General features: G+C 73.1%; 16 protein-coding genes. 12 read left to right on the top strand and 4 right to left on the bottom strand.

Going from position 1 to position 17214, the window contains the following annotated elements; genetic code table 11:
* Positions 1-11: 11 nt before the first annotated feature.
* From C6W10_RS32270 to C6W10_RS32260, 3 genes are read right to left on the bottom strand one after another with little or no spacing between them, the layout of a single operon-like run.
* Complete coding sequence (locus C6W10_RS32270; RefSeq protein ID WP_107262843.1) at positions 12-1721, bottom strand: urease subunit alpha; 1710 nt, start codon at positions 1719-1721, stop codon at positions 12-14.
* Positions 1718-2104 carry an urease subunit beta gene (locus tag C6W10_RS32265; protein ID WP_107262842.1) on the bottom strand — a complete coding sequence of 129 codons (387 nt, stop codon included), beginning with the start codon at positions 2102-2104 and terminating at the stop codon, positions 1718-1720. Before C6W10_RS32265 ends, C6W10_RS32270 begins: the two co-directional genes overlap by 4 nt.
* A gap of 11 nt (positions 2105-2115) precedes the next feature.
* Positions 2116-2418: an urease subunit gamma gene (locus C6W10_RS32260; RefSeq protein ID WP_101371287.1), complete on the bottom strand. Its 303-nt coding sequence runs from the start codon at positions 2416-2418 to the stop codon at positions 2116-2118.
* 262 nt (positions 2419-2680) lie between these two features.
* On the opposite strand from C6W10_RS32260, the gene C6W10_RS32255 reads away from it, so the two are divergent.
* The 6 genes from C6W10_RS32255 to C6W10_RS38135 all read left to right on the top strand — a co-directional run bounded on the left by C6W10_RS32255 (position 2681) and on the right by C6W10_RS38135 (position 7806).
* Entirely contained in the window at positions 2681-3592 is a 912-nt protein-coding gene (locus tag C6W10_RS32255; RefSeq protein WP_107262841.1) for an ABC transporter ATP-binding protein, read from the top strand.
* Positions 3592-5220, top strand: coding sequence for an ABC transporter permease (locus tag C6W10_RS32250; protein ID WP_107262840.1), 1629 nt, complete (start codon positions 3592-3594; stop codon positions 5218-5220). Before C6W10_RS32255 ends, C6W10_RS32250 begins: the two co-directional genes overlap by 1 nt.
* A gap of 154 nt (positions 5221-5374) precedes the next feature.
* On the top strand, positions 5375-5875 hold the full coding sequence (locus tag C6W10_RS32245) for a GbsR/MarR family transcriptional regulator (RefSeq protein ID WP_107262839.1): 501 nt from the start codon (positions 5375-5377) through the stop codon (positions 5873-5875).
* A gap of 276 nt (positions 5876-6151) precedes the next feature.
* On the top strand, positions 6152-6904 hold the full coding sequence (locus C6W10_RS32240; protein WP_107262838.1) for a hypothetical protein: 753 nt from the start codon (positions 6152-6154) through the stop codon (positions 6902-6904).
* A complete protein-coding gene (locus C6W10_RS32235) occupies positions 6897-7421 on the top strand; it encodes a hypothetical protein (protein WP_159104848.1) in 525 nt (174 codons plus the stop codon). The genes C6W10_RS32240 and C6W10_RS32235 overlap by 8 nt, the downstream gene beginning before the upstream one ends.
* A complete protein-coding gene (locus C6W10_RS38135) occupies positions 7399-7806 on the top strand; it encodes a hypothetical protein (RefSeq protein ID WP_199853059.1) in 408 nt (135 codons plus the stop codon). The genes C6W10_RS32235 and C6W10_RS38135 overlap by 23 nt, the downstream gene beginning before the upstream one ends.
* 76 nt (positions 7807-7882) lie before the next feature.
* Here the strand turns inward: C6W10_RS38135 and C6W10_RS32225 are convergent, their stop codons facing one another.
* The gene (locus C6W10_RS32225; protein ID WP_107262836.1) at positions 7883-8539 is read right to left on the bottom strand and encodes an alpha-ketoglutarate-dependent dioxygenase AlkB; all 657 of its coding nucleotides are present in this window, start codon (positions 8537-8539) and stop codon (positions 7883-7885) included.
* A gap of 167 nt (positions 8540-8706) precedes the next feature.
* On the opposite strand from C6W10_RS32225, the gene aspS reads away from it, so the two are divergent.
* The 6 genes from aspS (at position 8707) to C6W10_RS32195 (ending at position 16696) form a co-directional block, all read left to right on the top strand.
* On the top strand, positions 8707-10515 hold the full coding sequence (gene aspS, locus C6W10_RS32220) for an aspartate--tRNA ligase (protein WP_107262835.1): 1809 nt from the start codon (positions 8707-8709) through the stop codon (positions 10513-10515).
* A gap of 118 nt (positions 10516-10633) precedes the next feature.
* The gene (locus C6W10_RS32215; protein WP_107262834.1) at positions 10634-12160 is read left to right on the top strand and encodes a hypothetical protein; all 1527 of its coding nucleotides are present in this window, start codon (positions 10634-10636) and stop codon (positions 12158-12160) included.
* Positions 12161-12388: 228 nt separating this feature from the next.
* Positions 12389-13051, top strand: coding sequence for a helix-turn-helix transcriptional regulator (locus C6W10_RS32210; RefSeq protein ID WP_107262833.1), 663 nt, complete (start codon positions 12389-12391; stop codon positions 13049-13051).
* Positions 13048-14448: an MFS transporter gene (locus tag C6W10_RS32205; RefSeq protein WP_234361501.1), complete on the top strand. Its 1401-nt coding sequence runs from the start codon at positions 13048-13050 to the stop codon at positions 14446-14448. The genes C6W10_RS32210 and C6W10_RS32205 overlap by 4 nt, the downstream gene beginning before the upstream one ends.
* Before the next feature lie 198 nt (positions 14449-14646).
* Positions 14647-14868: a hypothetical protein gene (locus tag C6W10_RS32200; RefSeq protein ID WP_107262832.1), complete on the top strand. Its 222-nt coding sequence runs from the start codon at positions 14647-14649 to the stop codon at positions 14866-14868.
* A 76-nt stretch (positions 14869-14944) separates the two neighbouring features.
* A complete protein-coding gene (locus C6W10_RS32195) occupies positions 14945-16696 on the top strand; it encodes a replication-associated recombination protein A (RefSeq protein ID WP_234361500.1) in 1752 nt (583 codons plus the stop codon).
* Positions 16697-17214 lie beyond the last annotated feature (518 nt).

Here is a 17214-nt window from a genome sequence, read left to right as displayed (position 1 = left end):
CGGTCGGGTCCTCAGAAGAGGAAGTAGCGCTGGGCCATCGGCAGCTCGACCGCCGGCTCGGGCTCCACGACCGCACCGTCGATGCGTACCGTGAAGGTGTCCGGCTCCACCTCGATGCGCGGCAGGGCGTCGTTGCCGGGCAGGTCGGTTTTGCCCCGCGACCTCGTGTCGGCGACCGGGGCCAACGCCCGGCGGATCCCGATCCGGTCGGCGAGCAGCGCGTCGATGGCGGCCGGGGCCACGAAGGCGAGGCTGGTCGCGGCGGGTGCCGCGCCGTAGGAGCCGAACATCGGCCGGGGCAGCATCGGCTGCGGCGTCGGGATCGAGGCGTTGGCGTCGCCCATCTGGCCGAGCGCGATCATGCCGCCCTTGAGCACCAGGTGCGGGCGTACCCCGAAGAAGGCCGGGTCCCAGAGCACCAGGTCGGCGAGCTTGCCCGGCTCGACCGAGCCCACCTCGGCGTCGATGCCGTGCGCGACGGCCGGACAGATCGTGTACTTGGCGACGTACCGGCGGGCCCGCGCGTTGTCGGCGGCGCCGTCACCGGGCAGCGGGCCACGCCGGGCCTTCATCACGTGCGCGGTCTGCCAGGTACGCAGGATCACCTCGCCGACCCGCCCCATCGCCTGCGAGTCCGAGCCGATCATCGAGATCGCGCCGAGGTCGTGCAGCACGTCCTCGGCGGCCATGGTGCTGGGCCGGATCCGGCTCTCCGCGAACGCCAGGTCCTCCGGCACGGTCGGGTTGAGATGGTGGCAGACCATCAGCATGTCGAGGTGCTCGTCGAGGGTGTTCCGGGTGTACGGCCGGGTCGGGTTGGTCGACGACGGCAGCACGTTCGGCTCGGCGGCGACCCGGATGATGTCCGGCGCGTGCCCGCCGCCCGCCCCCTCGGTGTGGTACGCGTGGATCGACCGGCCGCCGATCGCCCGTAGGGTGTCCTCGACGAAGCCGGCCTCGTTGAGCGTGTCGGTGTGGATCGCGACCTGCACCCCGGAGGCGTCGGCGACCCGCAGGCAGGCGTCGATCGCGGCCGGGGTGGTGCCCCAGTCCTCGTGCAGCTTGAAGCCGCCGGCCCCGCCGCGGAGCTGCTCCCAGAGCGACTCCTCGCTGACCGTGTTGCCCTTGCCGAGCAGCAGCACGTTGACCGGCCAGGGGTCGAGCGCCTCCAGCATCCGCCCCAGATACCAGGGGTTCGGGGTGACCGTGGTCGCCTTGGTCCCCTCGGCCGGGCCGGTACCGCCACCGATGATCGTGGTGATGCCGCTGGCCAGCGCGGTCTCCAGGATCTGCGGGCAGATCAGGTGTACGTGGCTGTCGATCGCACCGGCGGTGAGGATCCGGCCGTTGCCGGAGATGATCTCGGTGCCCGGCCCGATCACCAGCTCGGGGTGCACCCCGTCCATGGTGTCCGGGTTGCCGGTCTTGCCGAGCCCGACGATCCGGCCGTCCCGGATCCCGACGTCGGCCTTGACCACGCCCCAGTAGTCCAGCACCAGCGCGCCGGTGATCACCGTGTCCGGGGCGCCGTTGGCGCGGGTGACCAGGGACTGCCCCATCGACTCGCGGATCACCTTGCCGCCGCCGAAGACCGCCTCGTCGCCGTACCCGCAGTGGTCCTGCTCGACCTCGATCAGCAGGTTGGTGTCGGCGAGCCGGACCCGGTCGCCGACGGTGGGACCGTAGAGGGCGGCGTACCGGCGCCGGTCCAGGGTGCTCACGAGCCCTCCCCGGCGGGCTCCGGCGGGACCGGATCGAGGACGGGATCGGAATCGGGGTCGGGGTCGGGGTCGGGCGGGTCCAGCGGGCCGGCGCACTCGCCGCGCAGTCCGGGGACGATCCGGGCGCCGCCGAGCGGCACCAGGTCGACGTCCCGGCCGATGCCCGGCTCGAACCGCACCGAGGTGCCGGCGGGTATCCCGAGCCGGTGCCCCCAGGCCGCCGCCCGGTCGAACTCCAGCGCCGGGTTCGCCTCGGCGAAGTGGTAGTGCGAGCCGACCTGGACCGGCCGGTCCCCGGTGTTGAGCACCGGGAGGGTGCGCACGGGTCGGCCGGGGTTGATCGTCACATCGCCCGTACCGGGCAGCAGCTCGCCGGGGATCACGCCCGCCCCCGTCACGGAATCGGCTCGTGTACGGTCACCAGCTTCGTACCGTCCGGGAAGGTCGCCTCCACCTGCACCTCCGCGATCATCTCCGGGACACCGTCGAGTACGTCGTCGCGGCCGAGCACGGTCCGCCCGGTCTCCATCAGCTCGGCGACGGTACGCCCGTCCCGGGCGCTCTCCAGCAGGAACGCCGTGATCACGGCGACCGCCTCCGGATGGTTGAGCCGCAGCCCGCGCTCACGCCGGCGCCACGCCAGATCGGCCGCGACATGGACCATCAGCCGTTCTTGCTCGTGACGGGTGAGGAACATCAACACCTCCGCAGCGGGCGAGGACTCAGCGGATCGTGTCAGTCAGAGATTTCGATGAGGTTACGGCCGGCGCGTGCCGGAGACGACCCGCCGGGCCGACGGAACCCCCGACGGAACCCCCGACGGAACGCCCGACGGAACGCCCGACGGAAGGCCCGACGGAACGCCCGGCGGAACGGTCGGGGGAGGAGGTCGTATCTTGACGAAATCCTGACGCTTCTGAGTTTTCACAAACTTGTGAATCGGGCGTACCGTCGGCCTCATGACTACTGCTATCTCGGTCTCCGGCGTGGTCAAGTCCTTCGGCCGGAGCCGCGCGCTGGACGGGCTGGACCTCACCGTCGACGTCGGCGAGGTGCACGGCTTCCTCGGCCCGAACGGCGCCGGGAAGTCGACCACCATCCGGGTGCTGCTGGGGCTGCTCCGGGCCGACGCCGGCCGGGTGAGCCTGCTCGGCGGACACCCGTGGCGGGACGCGGTGGCGCTGCACCGGCGGCTGGCGTACGTGCCGGGCGACGTGAACCTCTGGCCGAACCTGACCGGCGGCGAGGCGATCGACCTCTTCGGGGCGTTGCGCGGCGGGCTGGACCGGCGCCGCCGGGACGAGCTGCTGGAGCGCTTCGAACTCGACCCGACGAAGAAGGCCCGGACGTACTCCAAGGGCAACCGGCAGAAGGTCGCCGTGGTCGCCGCCTTCGCCTCCGACGTCGAGCTCTACATCCTCGACGAGCCGACCTCCGGGCTCGACCCGCTGATGGAGGCGGTCTTCCAGGAGTGCGTACGCGAGGTGAAGCGGCAGGGCCGGACCGTACTGCTCTCCAGCCACATCTTCTCCGAGGTGGAGGCGCTCTGCGACCGGGTGAGCATCATCCGGCAGGGCCGGACCGTGGAGTCCGGCACGCTGGCGCAACTGCGGCACCTGACCCGTACCTCCATCTCGGTGCAGACCGCCCGGCCGATCACCGGGCTGGCCGAGCTGGCCGGGGTGCACGACGCCCGGGTCGAGGGGACGCAGGCCCGGTTCGACGTCGACTCCACCGAGCTGGATCCGGTACTCGGACACCTGCACCGCTTCGAGGTGCGCGCGCTGACGAGTTCACCGCCCTCGCTGGAGGAGCTGTTCATGCGGCACTACGGCGGTCGCGAGGCCCGCGACGAACTGGCCGGCGTGTGATGGCCGGCACCTTCACCGGTACCGCCCGGCTCACCCGGCTGGCACTGCGCCGCGACCGGATCCAACTGCCACTGTGGATCGTCGGTACGACGGTGCTGGCCTCCTTCACGTACACCGCCGTACGGGAGCAGTTCCCGACCGAGGCGGCGCGGCTGACCGCGCTGCGTACCGCCGTGGACACCCCGGCGATCCTGATGCTGCGCAACGCGCCGACCGGGGTCGACGACGGCGACATGATGGCCTTTCAGATCCTCACCTTCCTCGCCGCGCTGGCCGGGTTCATGAGCACCCTCGCCGTGGTCCGGCACACCAGGCAGAACGAGGAGACCGGCCGTACCGAGATGATCGGCTCGATGGTGGTCGGCCGGCACGCCAGCCTCGCCGCGGCCATGATCGTCACCGCCGGGGCGAACCTGCTGCTGGCCACGCTGATCGCGCTGACCCTGATCGGCAACGGCCTGCCGGCCGCCGGCTCGGTCGCCTTCGGCCTCGGTGTCGGCGCCGCCGGCCTGACCTTCGGCGCCGTCGCGGCGGTCGCCGCCCAGGTGAGCCAGGGTGCCCGGGCCGCGAACGGGATCGCCGCCGCCACCATCGGCGCCGGCTATCTGCTGCGCGGGCTCGGCGACGCGTTCGGCGCCGTCCGGCCGGACGGCTACACCATGACCAGTGCCTGGCCGTCCTGGCTCTCCCCGATCGGCTGGGCCACCCTGGTCCGGCCGTTCGCCGAGAACCGCTGGTGGGTGCTGGCGCTCCCGGCGGCGGTCTTCGCCGTCCTGCTCGCGGTGGCCTTCGCGCTGGCCGACCGCCGGGACATCGGGATGGGCATGATCTCCGCCCGGCCGGGTCCGGGCCGGGCGGCGAGCGGGCTGCTCAGCCCGCTCGGCCTGGCCTGGCGGCTCCAGCGCGGCACGCTCTTCGGCTGGGCCGTCGCGGTCGGGCTGTTCGGGGTGACCATCGGCTCGCTGGCCGGCGCGGTCGAGGACGCCTTCGCCGGCAACGAGGGTGCCGCGCGGACCATCCGGGAACTCGGCGGCGAGGGTGCGCTCTCCGACTCGTTCTTCACCGCGATGCTGGCGATGGTCGGCGCGATGGCGGCCGGCTACGTGGTGCAGGCGATGCTGCGGGTCCGGGCGGAGGAGGCCGGCGGGCGGGCCGAGCCGCTGCTCGCCACCGCCACCGGCCGGCTGCACTGGCTCGGCGGCCACCTGCTCGTCGCCGCCCTGGGCGCGGTCTTCCTGCTGCTGCTCGCCGGCCTCTCGGCGGGCCTGGTCGCCGGGCTGAGCGCCGGCGGGCTCGCCGACCGGCTCGCGGACCTCGGCGCCGCCGCACTGGTGCAGACCGCGCCGGCGCTGATCATGATCGGGTACGTCGTGCTGGTCTTCGGCCTGCTGCCCCGGCTCGCCGTCGGGCTGGGCTGGCTCGGCTTCGCGGTCAGCCTGATCGCCGGTCAGTTCGGCGAGCTGCTGAACCTGCCCCGGGCGGTCCGGGACGTCTCCCCGTTCAGCCACGTACCGGCGCTGCCCTCCGCCGAACTCTCGGCGACCCCGCTGGTGCTGCTGGCGCTGGTGGCGGTGGCGCTCGGTGCCGCCGGCCTGGCCCTGTTCCGGCGGCGCGACCTGGCACTCTGACCGACACCGCCCCGCCGGCCACCGGCAGGCGTCCCGCCGGCCGCCCCTACCACCCCTCCAGCCGCGCCCCGACGGGCGCGGCTGGAGCCGTTGGCCTGCTCACGCGGTGTTGAGGCACAATTACACGATCTTCAGAAGCTAGCGAAGGACGGGAATGACGCGAATCGAGGTTCCTCGGGACGAGGAGGCCGTACGCCGCTTCGTCGAACAGTTCGCGTTGTCCTTCAGCGACCTCGGCGTACCCCGGATGGCGGCCCGGGTGCTGGGCGCCCTGATGGTGACCGACGAGCCCGGGCTCACCGCCGGGGAGATCGCGCAGCGGCTCGGCGTCAGCGCCGCCGCGATCTCCGGCGCGCTGCGCTATCTGCTGCACGTCAACCTGGTGCTGCGGGAGCCGGTACCCAACTCCCGGCGGGACCGCTACCACGCCCCGGACGACATCTGGTACACGGCGGCGGTGCAGAGCGGGGTCTACCAGAAACTCGGCGACCTGATGCACCAGGGCGTGGTCGCGGTCGGCGGCGACGCGTCACCGGCCGGTACCCGACTGGCCGACATGCGCGACTTCCTCTTCTTCGTCCAGGACGAGATGGCGGCGCTCGTCGAGCGGTGGAACGAGACCCGGCGGCGCAGTCACGGGGAGTCGACCGGCTGACCCCGGCGCACCGACCCGACCGGCCTCGTCGGCGGAGTATGCGCAGGTCAGCGGCGTTCTCTGTCCGTGATTTGTCCGTCCGAACAAATGTCCCATGGCCGGTACGTCGGTAACATGAGTGATATCCGGGGTGATCGAGTTCCGTCGATCATCGACCTGGCGACCCGACCGGCGGTAGGGCCAGACCTCTGAAGGACCCCGCGGGCGGGCGGAGCGACGTTGGGCGTGCACCTGTCGCGGTAGCCCGCACCCCACGAGGTCTGTTCGGGAGAGACCATGCCCACACCGCTCGTACCACTGACCTGCTGGCCGGGACCGGCCAGCACCGGCGTACCGCCCAACACCGTCCTGACCCGATCCGGTCCGCTGGACCTGCGTCGGGACGGTCAGGTGATCTCGAACCTGCACATCACCGGGCGGGTCAGCGTACACGCCAGGAACGTCACGATCCGCCGGTCGAGGATCACCTCCGACGGCGCCACCTTTCCGATCCGGACCTTCGACTCGGCGGTCAACCTGGTCGTCGAGGACGTGGAGATCGACGGCCGGGGACGCTCCCCGGTCGGCGTCTGTTTCGACGACTACACCCTGCGCCGGGTGAACCTGCACCATGTCCAGGACGGGTTGTGGATCGGCTCCCGGGTCACCGTCGTCGACTCGTGGATCCACGACCTGGTGCGGGTGCCCGGCTCGCACAACGACTGCGTACGGGTCGTCGGCGTCGGCGACGTGCTCATCCGGCACAACCGGCTGGACGCCTACCGGCCGAGTACGGCCGAGGCGATGAACTCGTGCCTCAGTCTCGGCCTCGCCGTGCAGAACCTGCGCTTCGAGGAGAACTACTGCGACGGCGGCAGCTACACCATCGGGATCCGGCCCGACCTCGCCGCCTCGGCGGTGCTGTTCCGGGGCAACGTCTTCGGCCGCCACCACCGCACCGGCATCGTCGCCCGCCCCACCCACCCGGGAGTGACCTGGGAGAAGTCCAATGTCTGGTTCGACAACGGCCGGCCGGTCGGGCATGAGTGATCGCGAGGTACCCCCGCGTCCCCAGCCGCGCTGGCGGTCCCGGCCCGCCCGGATGGTCTCCGGTCGGCATCCCTTCGAGGTGACCTCGCTGGCCACCGCCGTGGTCTGCGGGGTGCTCCTGGTGGTGCTCGACAGCCGCCCCCGGTCGGTCGCCGTCGCCATGCCCACCCTGCTGGAGCAGGTCTGGGCCGTCGGCCTCATCCTGGCCGGGGTCGCGGGGCTGTGCGGGGTCGTCTGGCGGGGGCAACCCGCCACCGGCATGGGCGTGGAACTCGGTGCGCTGCTGGCCTTCGGCGCCGTCACCGGGATGTACGCCATCGCGGTCTTCGTCATCTCGGGCCGGCCGGGACTCGCCGCCGGTCTCTTCATCGCCGCGGTGGCCGTCGCCTCCTGGTGGCGGTGCGCGCAGATCGCGCGGCACCTCTACCGGCTGGCCCGGGCGCACGAGCGGCGCGGCCCGGCCGGGGTACCGGTACTCGTGGAAGGAGCATTCGGTGACCGCTCCAGTGCCCCCTGAGTCGGGCCCGCCCTGGGTCCAGATCCTGCTCTCCGCCATCGGCATCCTCGGTGGCGGCGGCGGAGTCGCCTCGGCCGCCGCAGTCCTGCTGCAACGGCGCCGGTTCCGGGCGGACGCCGCCGACGTACTGACCGACACCGCGCTCACCCTGGTGCAACCGCTCAAGCTGCGGGTCGCCGAGCTGGAGGCGGAGACGATCGTCGCCCGGCAGCAGGTGGAGAAGGCGACCAGGGAGATTTCCGAACTCCGGACCGTGGTCGGGGAGGCGACCATGATGATCCGGCGGTGGCGCACGGCGATCCTCGCCCCGGACGCCACGATCGGGCAGATCCGTACCCTCGTGGCACACAGCGGGCCCTGGCACGACGACATCCACCAGGGCTGACGGCGGCGGCGTCGCGCATCCCGGCGGGGTCCCGGGCGACCGGGGCTCCGCCGGACTCCGCTCGGGCGGGGCCCGGTCAGGCCACGCCGGCCGGCCGGAACTGCACGCTGACCCGCGGACCCACCGGCCGGGACGTCTTGGGAACGGCATGCTCCCAGCTGCGTTGGCAGGATCCGCCCATCACGATCAGGTCGCCGTGCCCGAGCGGAAAGCGCAGGCTCGGCCCGCCGCCACCGCGCGGGCGCAGCAGCAGCGGCCGGGGCGAGCCGAAGGAGACGATCGCGACCATGGTGTCCTCGCGGGCCGAGCGGCCGTGGGTGTCACCGTGCCAGGCGACGCTGTCCCGCCCGTCCCGGTAGAGACACATCCCGGCGGTGACGAACGGCTCGCCCAACTCCGCGGAGTAGTGCCGGCTCAGCCGCTCCCGGGCGGCGTCCAGCACCGGGTGCGGGAGCGGCTCGCCGCCGGCGTACCAGCGGAGCAGCCGGGGGACGTCGACCACGCCGTCGTACATCCGGCGGCGTTCGGCCTGCCAGTCGACCCGGTCGAGCAGGGTACCCAGCACCGCGTCGGAGCCCTCGACCCAGCCGGGCAGGTGGTCGACCCAGGCACCCGAGCTCAGCTCGTGCCGGCGGAGTGCCCCGGCGAGCGGACCGAGCCCGGCACCGTCACCGGCGATCCCCGCGCCGGTGGCGAGATCCAGCATCGAGGGCTGGTAGGCGCCGGACGTCATGCGCCGATGGTAACCCCCGCTCGAACGCACGTACGACCAGGAGGCGCCTACGACCAGGAGGGTTTCGGCGATCGCGGCGGGTGGGGCGCCGGGCGGTCCGGGCCGTCCTGACAGAATGTCGGTGCAGCAGCCCGGACCGCCCGGACAGACGTGAGGAGACACCTGTCGTGATCCGTACCCATGACGCCGGCACCCTGCGCGCGGTGGACGCCGGCAGCACGGTGACCCTCGCCGGTTGGGTCGCCCGCCGGCGGGACCACGGCGGAGTCATCTTCGTCGACCTGCGGGACGCCTCCGGTGTCGTGCAGGTGGTCTTCCGGGAGGGGATGGATTCGGCGCACGCGCTGCGCAACGAGTACTGCGTCCAGGTCACCGGCGAGGTGACCCGCCGCCCCGAGGGGAACGACAACCCCGAGCTGGCCACCGGCGAGATCGAGGTGACCGTCGACCGGCTGGAGATCCTCTCCGAGGCGGCGCCGCTGCCGCTGCCGGTGGACGACCAGGTGGAGGCCGGCGATGACGTACGCCTCAAATACCGCTACCTCGACCTGCGGCGCAGCGGCCCGGCCCGGGCGCTGCGGCTGCGCTCGGCGGCCAACCAGCTCGCCCGGAAGGTGCTGCACGGCCGCGACTTCCTGGAGATCGAGACGCCGACCCTGACCCGGTCGACGCCGGAGGGTGCCCGCGACTTCCTGGTGCCGGTACGCCTCCAGCCCGGCACCTGGTACGCCCTGCCGCAGTCCCCGCAGCTCTTCAAGCAGTTGCTGATGGTCGGCGGGATGGAGCGCTACTACCAGATCGCCCGCTGCTACCGGGACGAGGACTTCCGGGCCGACCGGCAGCCGGAGTTCACCCAGCTCGACGTCGAGATGTCGTTCGTCACCGAGGACGACGTGATCGACCTCGGTGAGGAGATCGTCGCCACGCTCTGGCGGGAGCTGGCCGGGCACGAGATCGGCCGGCCGATTCCCCGGATCACCTGGCACGACGCCATGGACCGGTACGGCTCCGACAAGCCCGACCTGCGCTACGGGGTCGAGCTGACCGAGCTGACCGACTACCTGCGCGGCACCGAGTTCCGGGTCTTCGCCGGTGCGATCGACGCCGGTGGCTACGTCGGCGCGGTGGTGATGCCGGGCGGTGCCGGGCAGAGCCGCAAGGAGCTGGACGGCTGGCAGGACTGGGCCAAGGCGCGCGGCGCCCGTGGCCTGGCGTACGTGGTGCTGGACGCCGAGTCGGGCGAGGCCCGGGGGCCGGTGGCGAAGAACCTGTCGGCCGAGCACCTGGCCGGGCTGGCCGACGCGGTCGGGGCGAAGCCGGGCGACGCGGTCTTCTTCGCCGCCAGCGCCGACCGGCGGGATGCGCAGGAGCTGCTCGGCGCGGCCCGGATCGAGATCGCCAAGCGGGCCGGCCTGGTCGACGAGAGCGCCTGGGCGTTCTGCTGGGTGGTCGACGCGCCGATGTTCGAGCGCACCGACGAGGGCGGCTGGACCGCCGTGCACCACCCCTTCACCTCGCCGAACGCCGACTGGGTGGACCGGTTCGAGGAGGCGCCGGACCGGGCGCTGGCGTACGCGTACGACATCGTCTGCAACGGCAACGAGATCGGCGGCGGCTCGATCCGTATCCACCGGGCCGACGTACAGCGTCGGGTCTTCGACCTGCTCGGCCTCAGCCCGGAGGACGCGGCCGACAAGTTCGGCTTCCTGCTGGAGGCGTTCAAGTACGGGCCGCCGCCGCACGGCGGGATCGCCTTCGGCTGGGACCGGATCTGCATGCTGCTGGCCGGGGCGGACTCGATCCGTGAGGTGATCGCCTTCCCGAAGACCCGGGGCGGGTTCGACCCGCTGACCAGCGCGCCGACTCCGATCACCGCGCAGCAGCGGGCCGAGGCGGGCATCGACGCCAAGCCGAAGCCGGCGGCGGCGCCGCACGGCGGCACCGCCGGGGTGGCCGCCCCGGTCGAGCCCTCCTGAGGCATTCGCGGCGAAGCCTCCCGGGACGTCCGTGTACCGGGAGGCGCTGCCGGGGCGCGCTCCGGGACGACCGGGGGTGGGCGGCAATCGACTTGCTTCGGATGCTCATACTCGGTCCATGGCGCCCAACCCTGATCTGATCATCGACCTGGACCCGAGCGAGGCGGGAACCGAGGTCGTCAAGACCGTCGTGCTGCCCTGGTCGGGCCAGAGCACCCCATTGCGGATCCCGGCCGGACTCGGCGACGGCACCGTACTGCGGCTGCCCGGCATCGGGCCGGCGACCGTGCCCGGCGGCCCGCCCCGGGACGCGTACGTCCAGATCCGGATCGTGCCGGGCGGAGGCGGCGCGGTCCCCACGAGCTTCGGAGCCGCTCCGTTCGGTGGCCCGGTCCCGCCGGTGACGTCGGCCCCGCCGACCACGCCGTTCGGGGCACCGCCGCCGGTCTCGGCCCCGCCGACGGCTCAGTTCGGGGCGCCACCGCCGGTCTCGGCTCCGCCGACCGCTGCGTTCGGCACCCCGCCGGTCTCGGGTCCGCCGACGGCTCAGTTCGGGGCGCCGCCGCCGGTCTCGGGTCCGCCGACCCCGTTCGGTGCCGGCCCGCCCGGCCCGCCGTTCGGCGGCCCGCCGCAGTTCGGTGCGTTTCCGCCGCCGCCCGCCAAGTCGGGGCGCGGCAAGATCATCGCCATCGTCGGCGGTGCCGTCGCCGTGGTCCTGCTGGTCGCCCTGGCGGTACCGCTGCTGATCTGGGCCGGAAACCGGGGCTCCGACGACCCGCCCTCGAACCGGACGGCCTCCGGGCAGGACGGGGAGCCGTCGCCGAGCGCGGCGCCGATCAGCGTCCAGGAATACCAGGCGCTGCTGGCCGAGGTCGACAAGGCGTTGGCGCCCGGTTTCACCCAGCTCGGCGCGGCCAAGAACCCCAAGGCGGTGGGCGCCGCTGCCGGCACCATCGGGCGGACGCTCGACCAGCAGATCAGCGCACTGTCCAACGTGGTGCCGCCGCAGAACGCCGCGACGGCGCACGCCGACCTGCTGCGCGGGCTGGAGGGCATGGTCGACTCGATCACCGAGACCGGCTCGGCCGCCGGGGCCGGTGAGGTCTGCCTCGGTTCGTCCGCGCTGGCCCGGCTGAGCCGTGACCCGGCCGCCGAGGACGTACGCACCGCGCAGCAGGCGCTGGCGGCGGCGGACCCGGCGCAGCCGTACCAGGTCGGCAAGTTCGTGCCGAAGAAGACGGCGGACAGCAACCGGCGGCTGAGCAACGGCGCGTACATCAAGCGGGTGCGCAGCGGGCAGGGGCAACTGAAGATCGAGAACGGTGGCAGCAGCGACGCGGTCATCAACCTGGTGCTGGGCAGCGCCAAGACGCCGACGGTCAGCGTGTACGTCCGGGCCAAGGGCAAGCACACCGTCTCCTCGGTCAAGGACGGCACCTACCGGATCTACATGACCGGTGGCAAGGACTGGGACGCCCGGGCCAAAGCGTTCAGCCGGAACTGCAACTTCCAGCGGTTCGAGGACACCTTCAAGTTCACCACCACCTCCAGCCAGTACACGATCTGGACGATCACGCTGACCCCGGTCGCGGGTGGCAACGCCCAGACCAGCGAGGTCGACCCGAACTCGTTCCCGGGCGGCTGACCGGCGGCGACGACCGCCTCCCGCTGACCGGAGGCGATGTGACGGCCTCCCGTGGGGGGGCGGGGCGGTGCCATAGGTGACGGCGTGCCGGTCGGGTCCACGGACCCGGCCGGCACGCCTCTTCGGTTTCCGGCCCCGCCCAGTCGGCGGAAGACCATGCCGCGCCACGTCCACAGATTCTATGCACAACTATTGTGCACAAGCTCTGTGCACAGTTATTGTGCATTCATGGAACCCGAGCCGACACCTCCGGAGCAGCCCTCGTCCTCGGTGGTGGCGCTGGACGGCACCCAGATCCGCGTCCTCGCCCATCCGCTGCGCGCCCGACTGCTGATCGCGCTCCGCTCCCACGGTCCGGCCACCGCGACCCGGCTGGCCCAGGCACTCGACACCAACACCGGCGCCACCAGCTACCACCTGCGGCAGCTCGCCGACGCCGGGCTGGTGGTGGAGGAGCCGGACCGGGGTTCCGGGCGGCAGCGCTGGTGGCGGGCCGCGCACCAGTTCAGCAGTTGGCGCCGGAGCAACTTCGACGGCGACCCGGACGCGCTGGCCGCCGCCGACTGGCTGCACCGGCACGCGGTGCGGCTGCACGCCGACCTGACCGAGCGCTGGATCATTGAGCAGCACGAATACCCGGTCGAGTGGCGTGACGCGGCGACCTTCTCCGACGTGCTGCTCCGGCTGACCCCGGCAGAGCTGCGCCAGCTCAACGACGAACTGCACGCGGTGGTCGACCGCTACCGGCACGCCGTACCGGCGGTCGAGGCTGCCGACCTGCCGGAGCCCGGGGACGGCACCGAACAGGTCCTGCTCTACCTGCACAGCTTTCCGGTACGCACCCGGATACCCCTGGCCGGCGGAGTCGACGAGCACGGAGAGCGGTCGTGACCGCGCTGACCGGCCGGCAGGTCCGGCGGCGTTATCTGATCCTGCACGGGCTGCGCTGGCTGCCCACCGGGCTGCTGATCCCCGTGCTCATGCTGCTGTTGCTGGAACGCGGGCTCAGCCTGCCGCAGGTCGGGTTCGTCGCCGCCGCCCAGGGACTGGTGGTGCTCGCGTTGGAGCTGCCGACCGGCGGATTCGCCGACGCGCTGGGACGCAAACCGGTGCTGGTCGGGGCGATGCTGATCAACCTCGGATCGCTGCTGCTCCTGCTGACCGCCGACTCCTTCGCGCTGCTCCTCCTGGTCTTCCTGCTCCAGGGCATCTACCGGGCCCTGGACAGCGGCCCGCTCGAGTCCTGGTACGTCGACGCCGCCCTGGCCGCCGACCCCGACGCGCCGATCGAGCGGGGACTCAGCGCCGGTGGGGTCGTCCTCGGCATCTGCATCGGGGCCGGCGCACTGCTCAGCGGCGGCCTGGTCGCGCTCGATCCGGTCGGCGGAATCAGCGCGCTCACCCTGCCGGTGCTGGTGGCGATCGTCCTGGAGATCGGCGCCCTGGCCACCATGCTCCTGCTGCTGGTGGAGGTGCGCCCGGCTGCCGGTGTCGCCGCGCTGCGCGGCTCGCTCCGGGCGGTACCCGGCGCGATCGGCGGTGCGCTGGGGCTGGCCCGCCGCTCCCGGATCGTGCTGGCGCTGATCTCGGTGGAGCTGTTCTGGGGCTTCGGGATGGTCACCTTCGAGGCGCTGCTGCCGGTCCGGCTCGCCGAGGTGCTCGGCGACCCCGACCGGGCGGCGGCGCTGCTCGGTCCGACCGCCTCGGTGGCCTGGCTCGCCTCGGCGGGCGGCGCGGCGCTGATCGCGTACGCAAGCCGGTGGCTGGGAGTGCCGCTCAGCGCCGGGCTGCTCCGGATCCTCCAGGGCGCCACGGTCGTCGGGATGGGACTGCTCGCCGGGCCGGTCGGGATCATCACCGCCTACCTGCTCTGCTACGCCGTGCACGGCGCCTCCAACCCGCTGCACGCCGGGCTGCTGCACCGGCAGGTCGACGGCCCGTACCGGAACAGTGTCATCTCGCTGAACTCGATGGTGGCCCAGCCGGCCGGCGCGCTCGGCGGCGTCGTGCTCACCTCGCTGGCCGCGGCGACCTCGGTGAGTACGGCGATGGTGGTGGGCGGCGTCGTACTGGCCGCCGCCGCACCGCTCTACCTGCCGGCCTGGTGGGCGAGCCGCCGCGCGTCGGTCCCCGCCCAGCCAGATCCGACCGAGCCGGAGCCGACCGGGTCGGCTCCGAGCGGGTCGGCTCCGACCGGGTCGGCTCCGAGTGGGTCGGCTCCGACCGAGTCGGGTCCGGTCGGGTCGGTGCCGACCGCCGTCGAGCTCCAGGGGAGAGCGGGTCGGTGACGTCGAGCCACGGCTAGTGCCGGTCGGCCCGGTGGTTTCTCGGTCCCGCACCCCGAAGGATGTCCGGCGGTGCCACTCGGCCGGTACCCAGGCCACCGCCGCCGGCTTCCCCGGCCGGCGCGGCCGCCGGTGGATTTGCCCGGGGCGCCGTCGGGTACATCCTGGCCGACCTACTGGGACCCCCGCCGGGAGGAACTCATGCTTGCCTACATCGCCGCCGGAGTTTTCGCCTTCGCGCTGCTGCTGGACCTGTTCGAGGAAGACCTGGGCGCGCCCGACCTGTTCAACTTCTCCACCCTGGTGCTGATCGGACTGCTCTGCCTCGCCCTCTACCTCGCCGGAGTGGGTCGCGGCCCCCGCACCGCCGGCGGTGGCGGTGGCGGACGGTGGTACCGGGGTCGCCGGCCTGGTCGGGGCTGATCTCCGTCGGAACCACGACCGGCCCGGTTATCGGTGCATTTCCGGCACCGGAAACCGGGCCGGTAATGTCTTCGTGATGGAGTCCGACGGCCTATTCTCACTCGTCGATCCCGCAGGCGGGCGCAGCGCGCCGGCCGGGACCGCCGCCGACGGCTTCACCGTACCCTCCGCCGACTCGCCGCTGCCGGTCCGGATGCGTCCGGCCAGCCTGGACGAGCTGATCGGGCAGGACCATCTGCTCGCACCCGGGGCGCCGCTGCGACAGCTCGTGACCGGCGCGTCACCGATGTCGGTGATCCTGTGGGGGCCACCGGGCAGCGGCAAGACCACCATCGCGCACCTGGTGACCCGGGCCACCGAGCGACGCTTCGTGGCGATGTCGGCGCTCTCCGCAGGGGTGAAGGACGTCCGCGCGGTGATCGACACCGCCCGTCGCGAGCGGCGGGCCGGCGGGCGTCCGACCGTACTCTTCATCGACGAGGTGCACCGGTTCAGCAAGACCCAGCAGGACTCCCTGCTGGCGGCCGTCGAGGACCGTACGGTCACCCTGCTGGCGGCGACCACGGAGAACCCGTACTTCTCGGTCATCTCGCCACTGCTCTCCCGGTGCGTACTGCTCACCCTGCAACCGCTGGACGACGACGCGGTACGCGGACTGCTCCGCCGTGCCGTCGCCGACGAGCGCGGACTGGCCGGCACGCTGACCCTCGCCCCCGACGCCGAGGAGCACCTCGTCCGGCTGGCCGGCGGGGACGTACGCAAGGCGCTGACCGCGCTGGAGGCGGCGGCCGGCTCGGCCACGGCCCTGGGCGAGACCGTGATCAACCTGGCCACCGCCGAGCAGGCCGTCGACGTGGCGGCGGTCCGTTACGACCGCGACGGCGACGCCCACTACGACGTGGTGAGCGCCTTCATCAAGAGCATGCGGGGTTCCGATGTGGACGCGGCACTGCACTGGCTGGCCCGGATGCTGGTGGCGGGCGAGGACGCCCGGTTCATCGCCCGGCGGATCGTGATCTTCGCGAGTGAGGACGTCGGGATGGCCGATCCGACCGCGCTGAGCGTCGCCACCGCCACGGCGCATGCCGTGGAGTACGTCGGCCTGCCCGAGGCACAGCTCAACCTCGCCCATGCCGTCATCCACATGGCCACCGCGCCGAAGTCCAACTCGGCGACCATGGCGATCGGCGCGGCGATCGGCGACGTACGGGCCGGTCGGGGCGGTTCGGTGCCCCGGGCGCTGCGCGACGCGCACTATTCCGGGGCGCGGGGGCTGGGGCACGGCACCGGCTACCGCTATCCGCACGACGACCACCGGGGGGTGGTCACCCAGCAGTACGTCCCGGACGACCTGGTCGGGGTGGACTACTACCAGCCGAGCGGACACGGCGCGGAGCGAGCCGTCGAATCCCGGCTGCCGCTGCTGCGCCGGATCGTCCGTGGCCAGAGCCCGCCGCCGACCGGCGGCACTGCCAGGCAGGCCGGGGGTGGGGGCGGCCCCGGCAGGCGGGCCCCGGCGACAGCGCCCGGCGACGCACCGGGGGAGACCCCGAACGGCGAGGCACCCCAGGGTGCCGCGAACGGCAGGGTGCCGGCGGCGGATGCCGCGACCGGCGACGCACCGGAGGGTGCCGAGAACGGCAGGGCACCGGAGGGTGCCGGGAACGGCAGGGCACCGGAGGGTGCCGCGAGCGGCAGGGCACCGGCGGATGCCGCGAGCGGCAGGGTGTCGGAGGGCGCCGCGAGCGGCGAGACACCGGAGGATGCCGTGAGCGGCAGGGTGACAGCAGACGGCGGCGGGACGCCCGAGGGGGAGGAAGACCAGTGAGATCGCGCGGTTCGGACCGGGGCGAGGACGGCCACGACGAGCGGCGGGAACCACGGGGCAAGGGACGCCGCTGGGGCCGGGGCAGGTCGGAGGAGACTCCGCCCGAGCAGCCGGAGGTCAGCGGCGAGGAGCTCGGCTGGATCACCGACCTGCGTACCGCCAAGGAGCAGAAGGTCGACATCGGCCCGGCCGACGGCACCACCCCGGCCGACCCGCCGGCCCGGGTCCCCGCCGCCTACGAGCGGCTGCCCGAGGCCGGCCCGGACGACACCGGCTCGGTGCCCTCGCCCGGGTTGCCGCCGACGGATCCGATGGCCGGGCCAGGCCGGCGCCGCGACGAGCCGGAGCCGCCGGCACCGCCCCGGCGGGCAGCCGAGCCTGCCGAGCCGACCCCGCCCGTGCGGGGCTCCGGCCCCCAGCCGCCGCGTGCCGAGCCGCGTTCCCCGGTGGTCCCGCCGACGCCGACCCCGGTGGTCCCGCCGGTCGTGCCGGCGCCACCGCTCGGCCGACCCGGCCGC

The organism is Plantactinospora sp. BB1, assembly GCF_003030385.1.
GTDB lineage: Bacteria > Actinomycetota > Actinomycetes > Mycobacteriales > Micromonosporaceae > Plantactinospora.
Note: the sequence above shows the minus strand (reverse complement) of the source record. Positions and strands in the feature narration are given on the sequence as shown.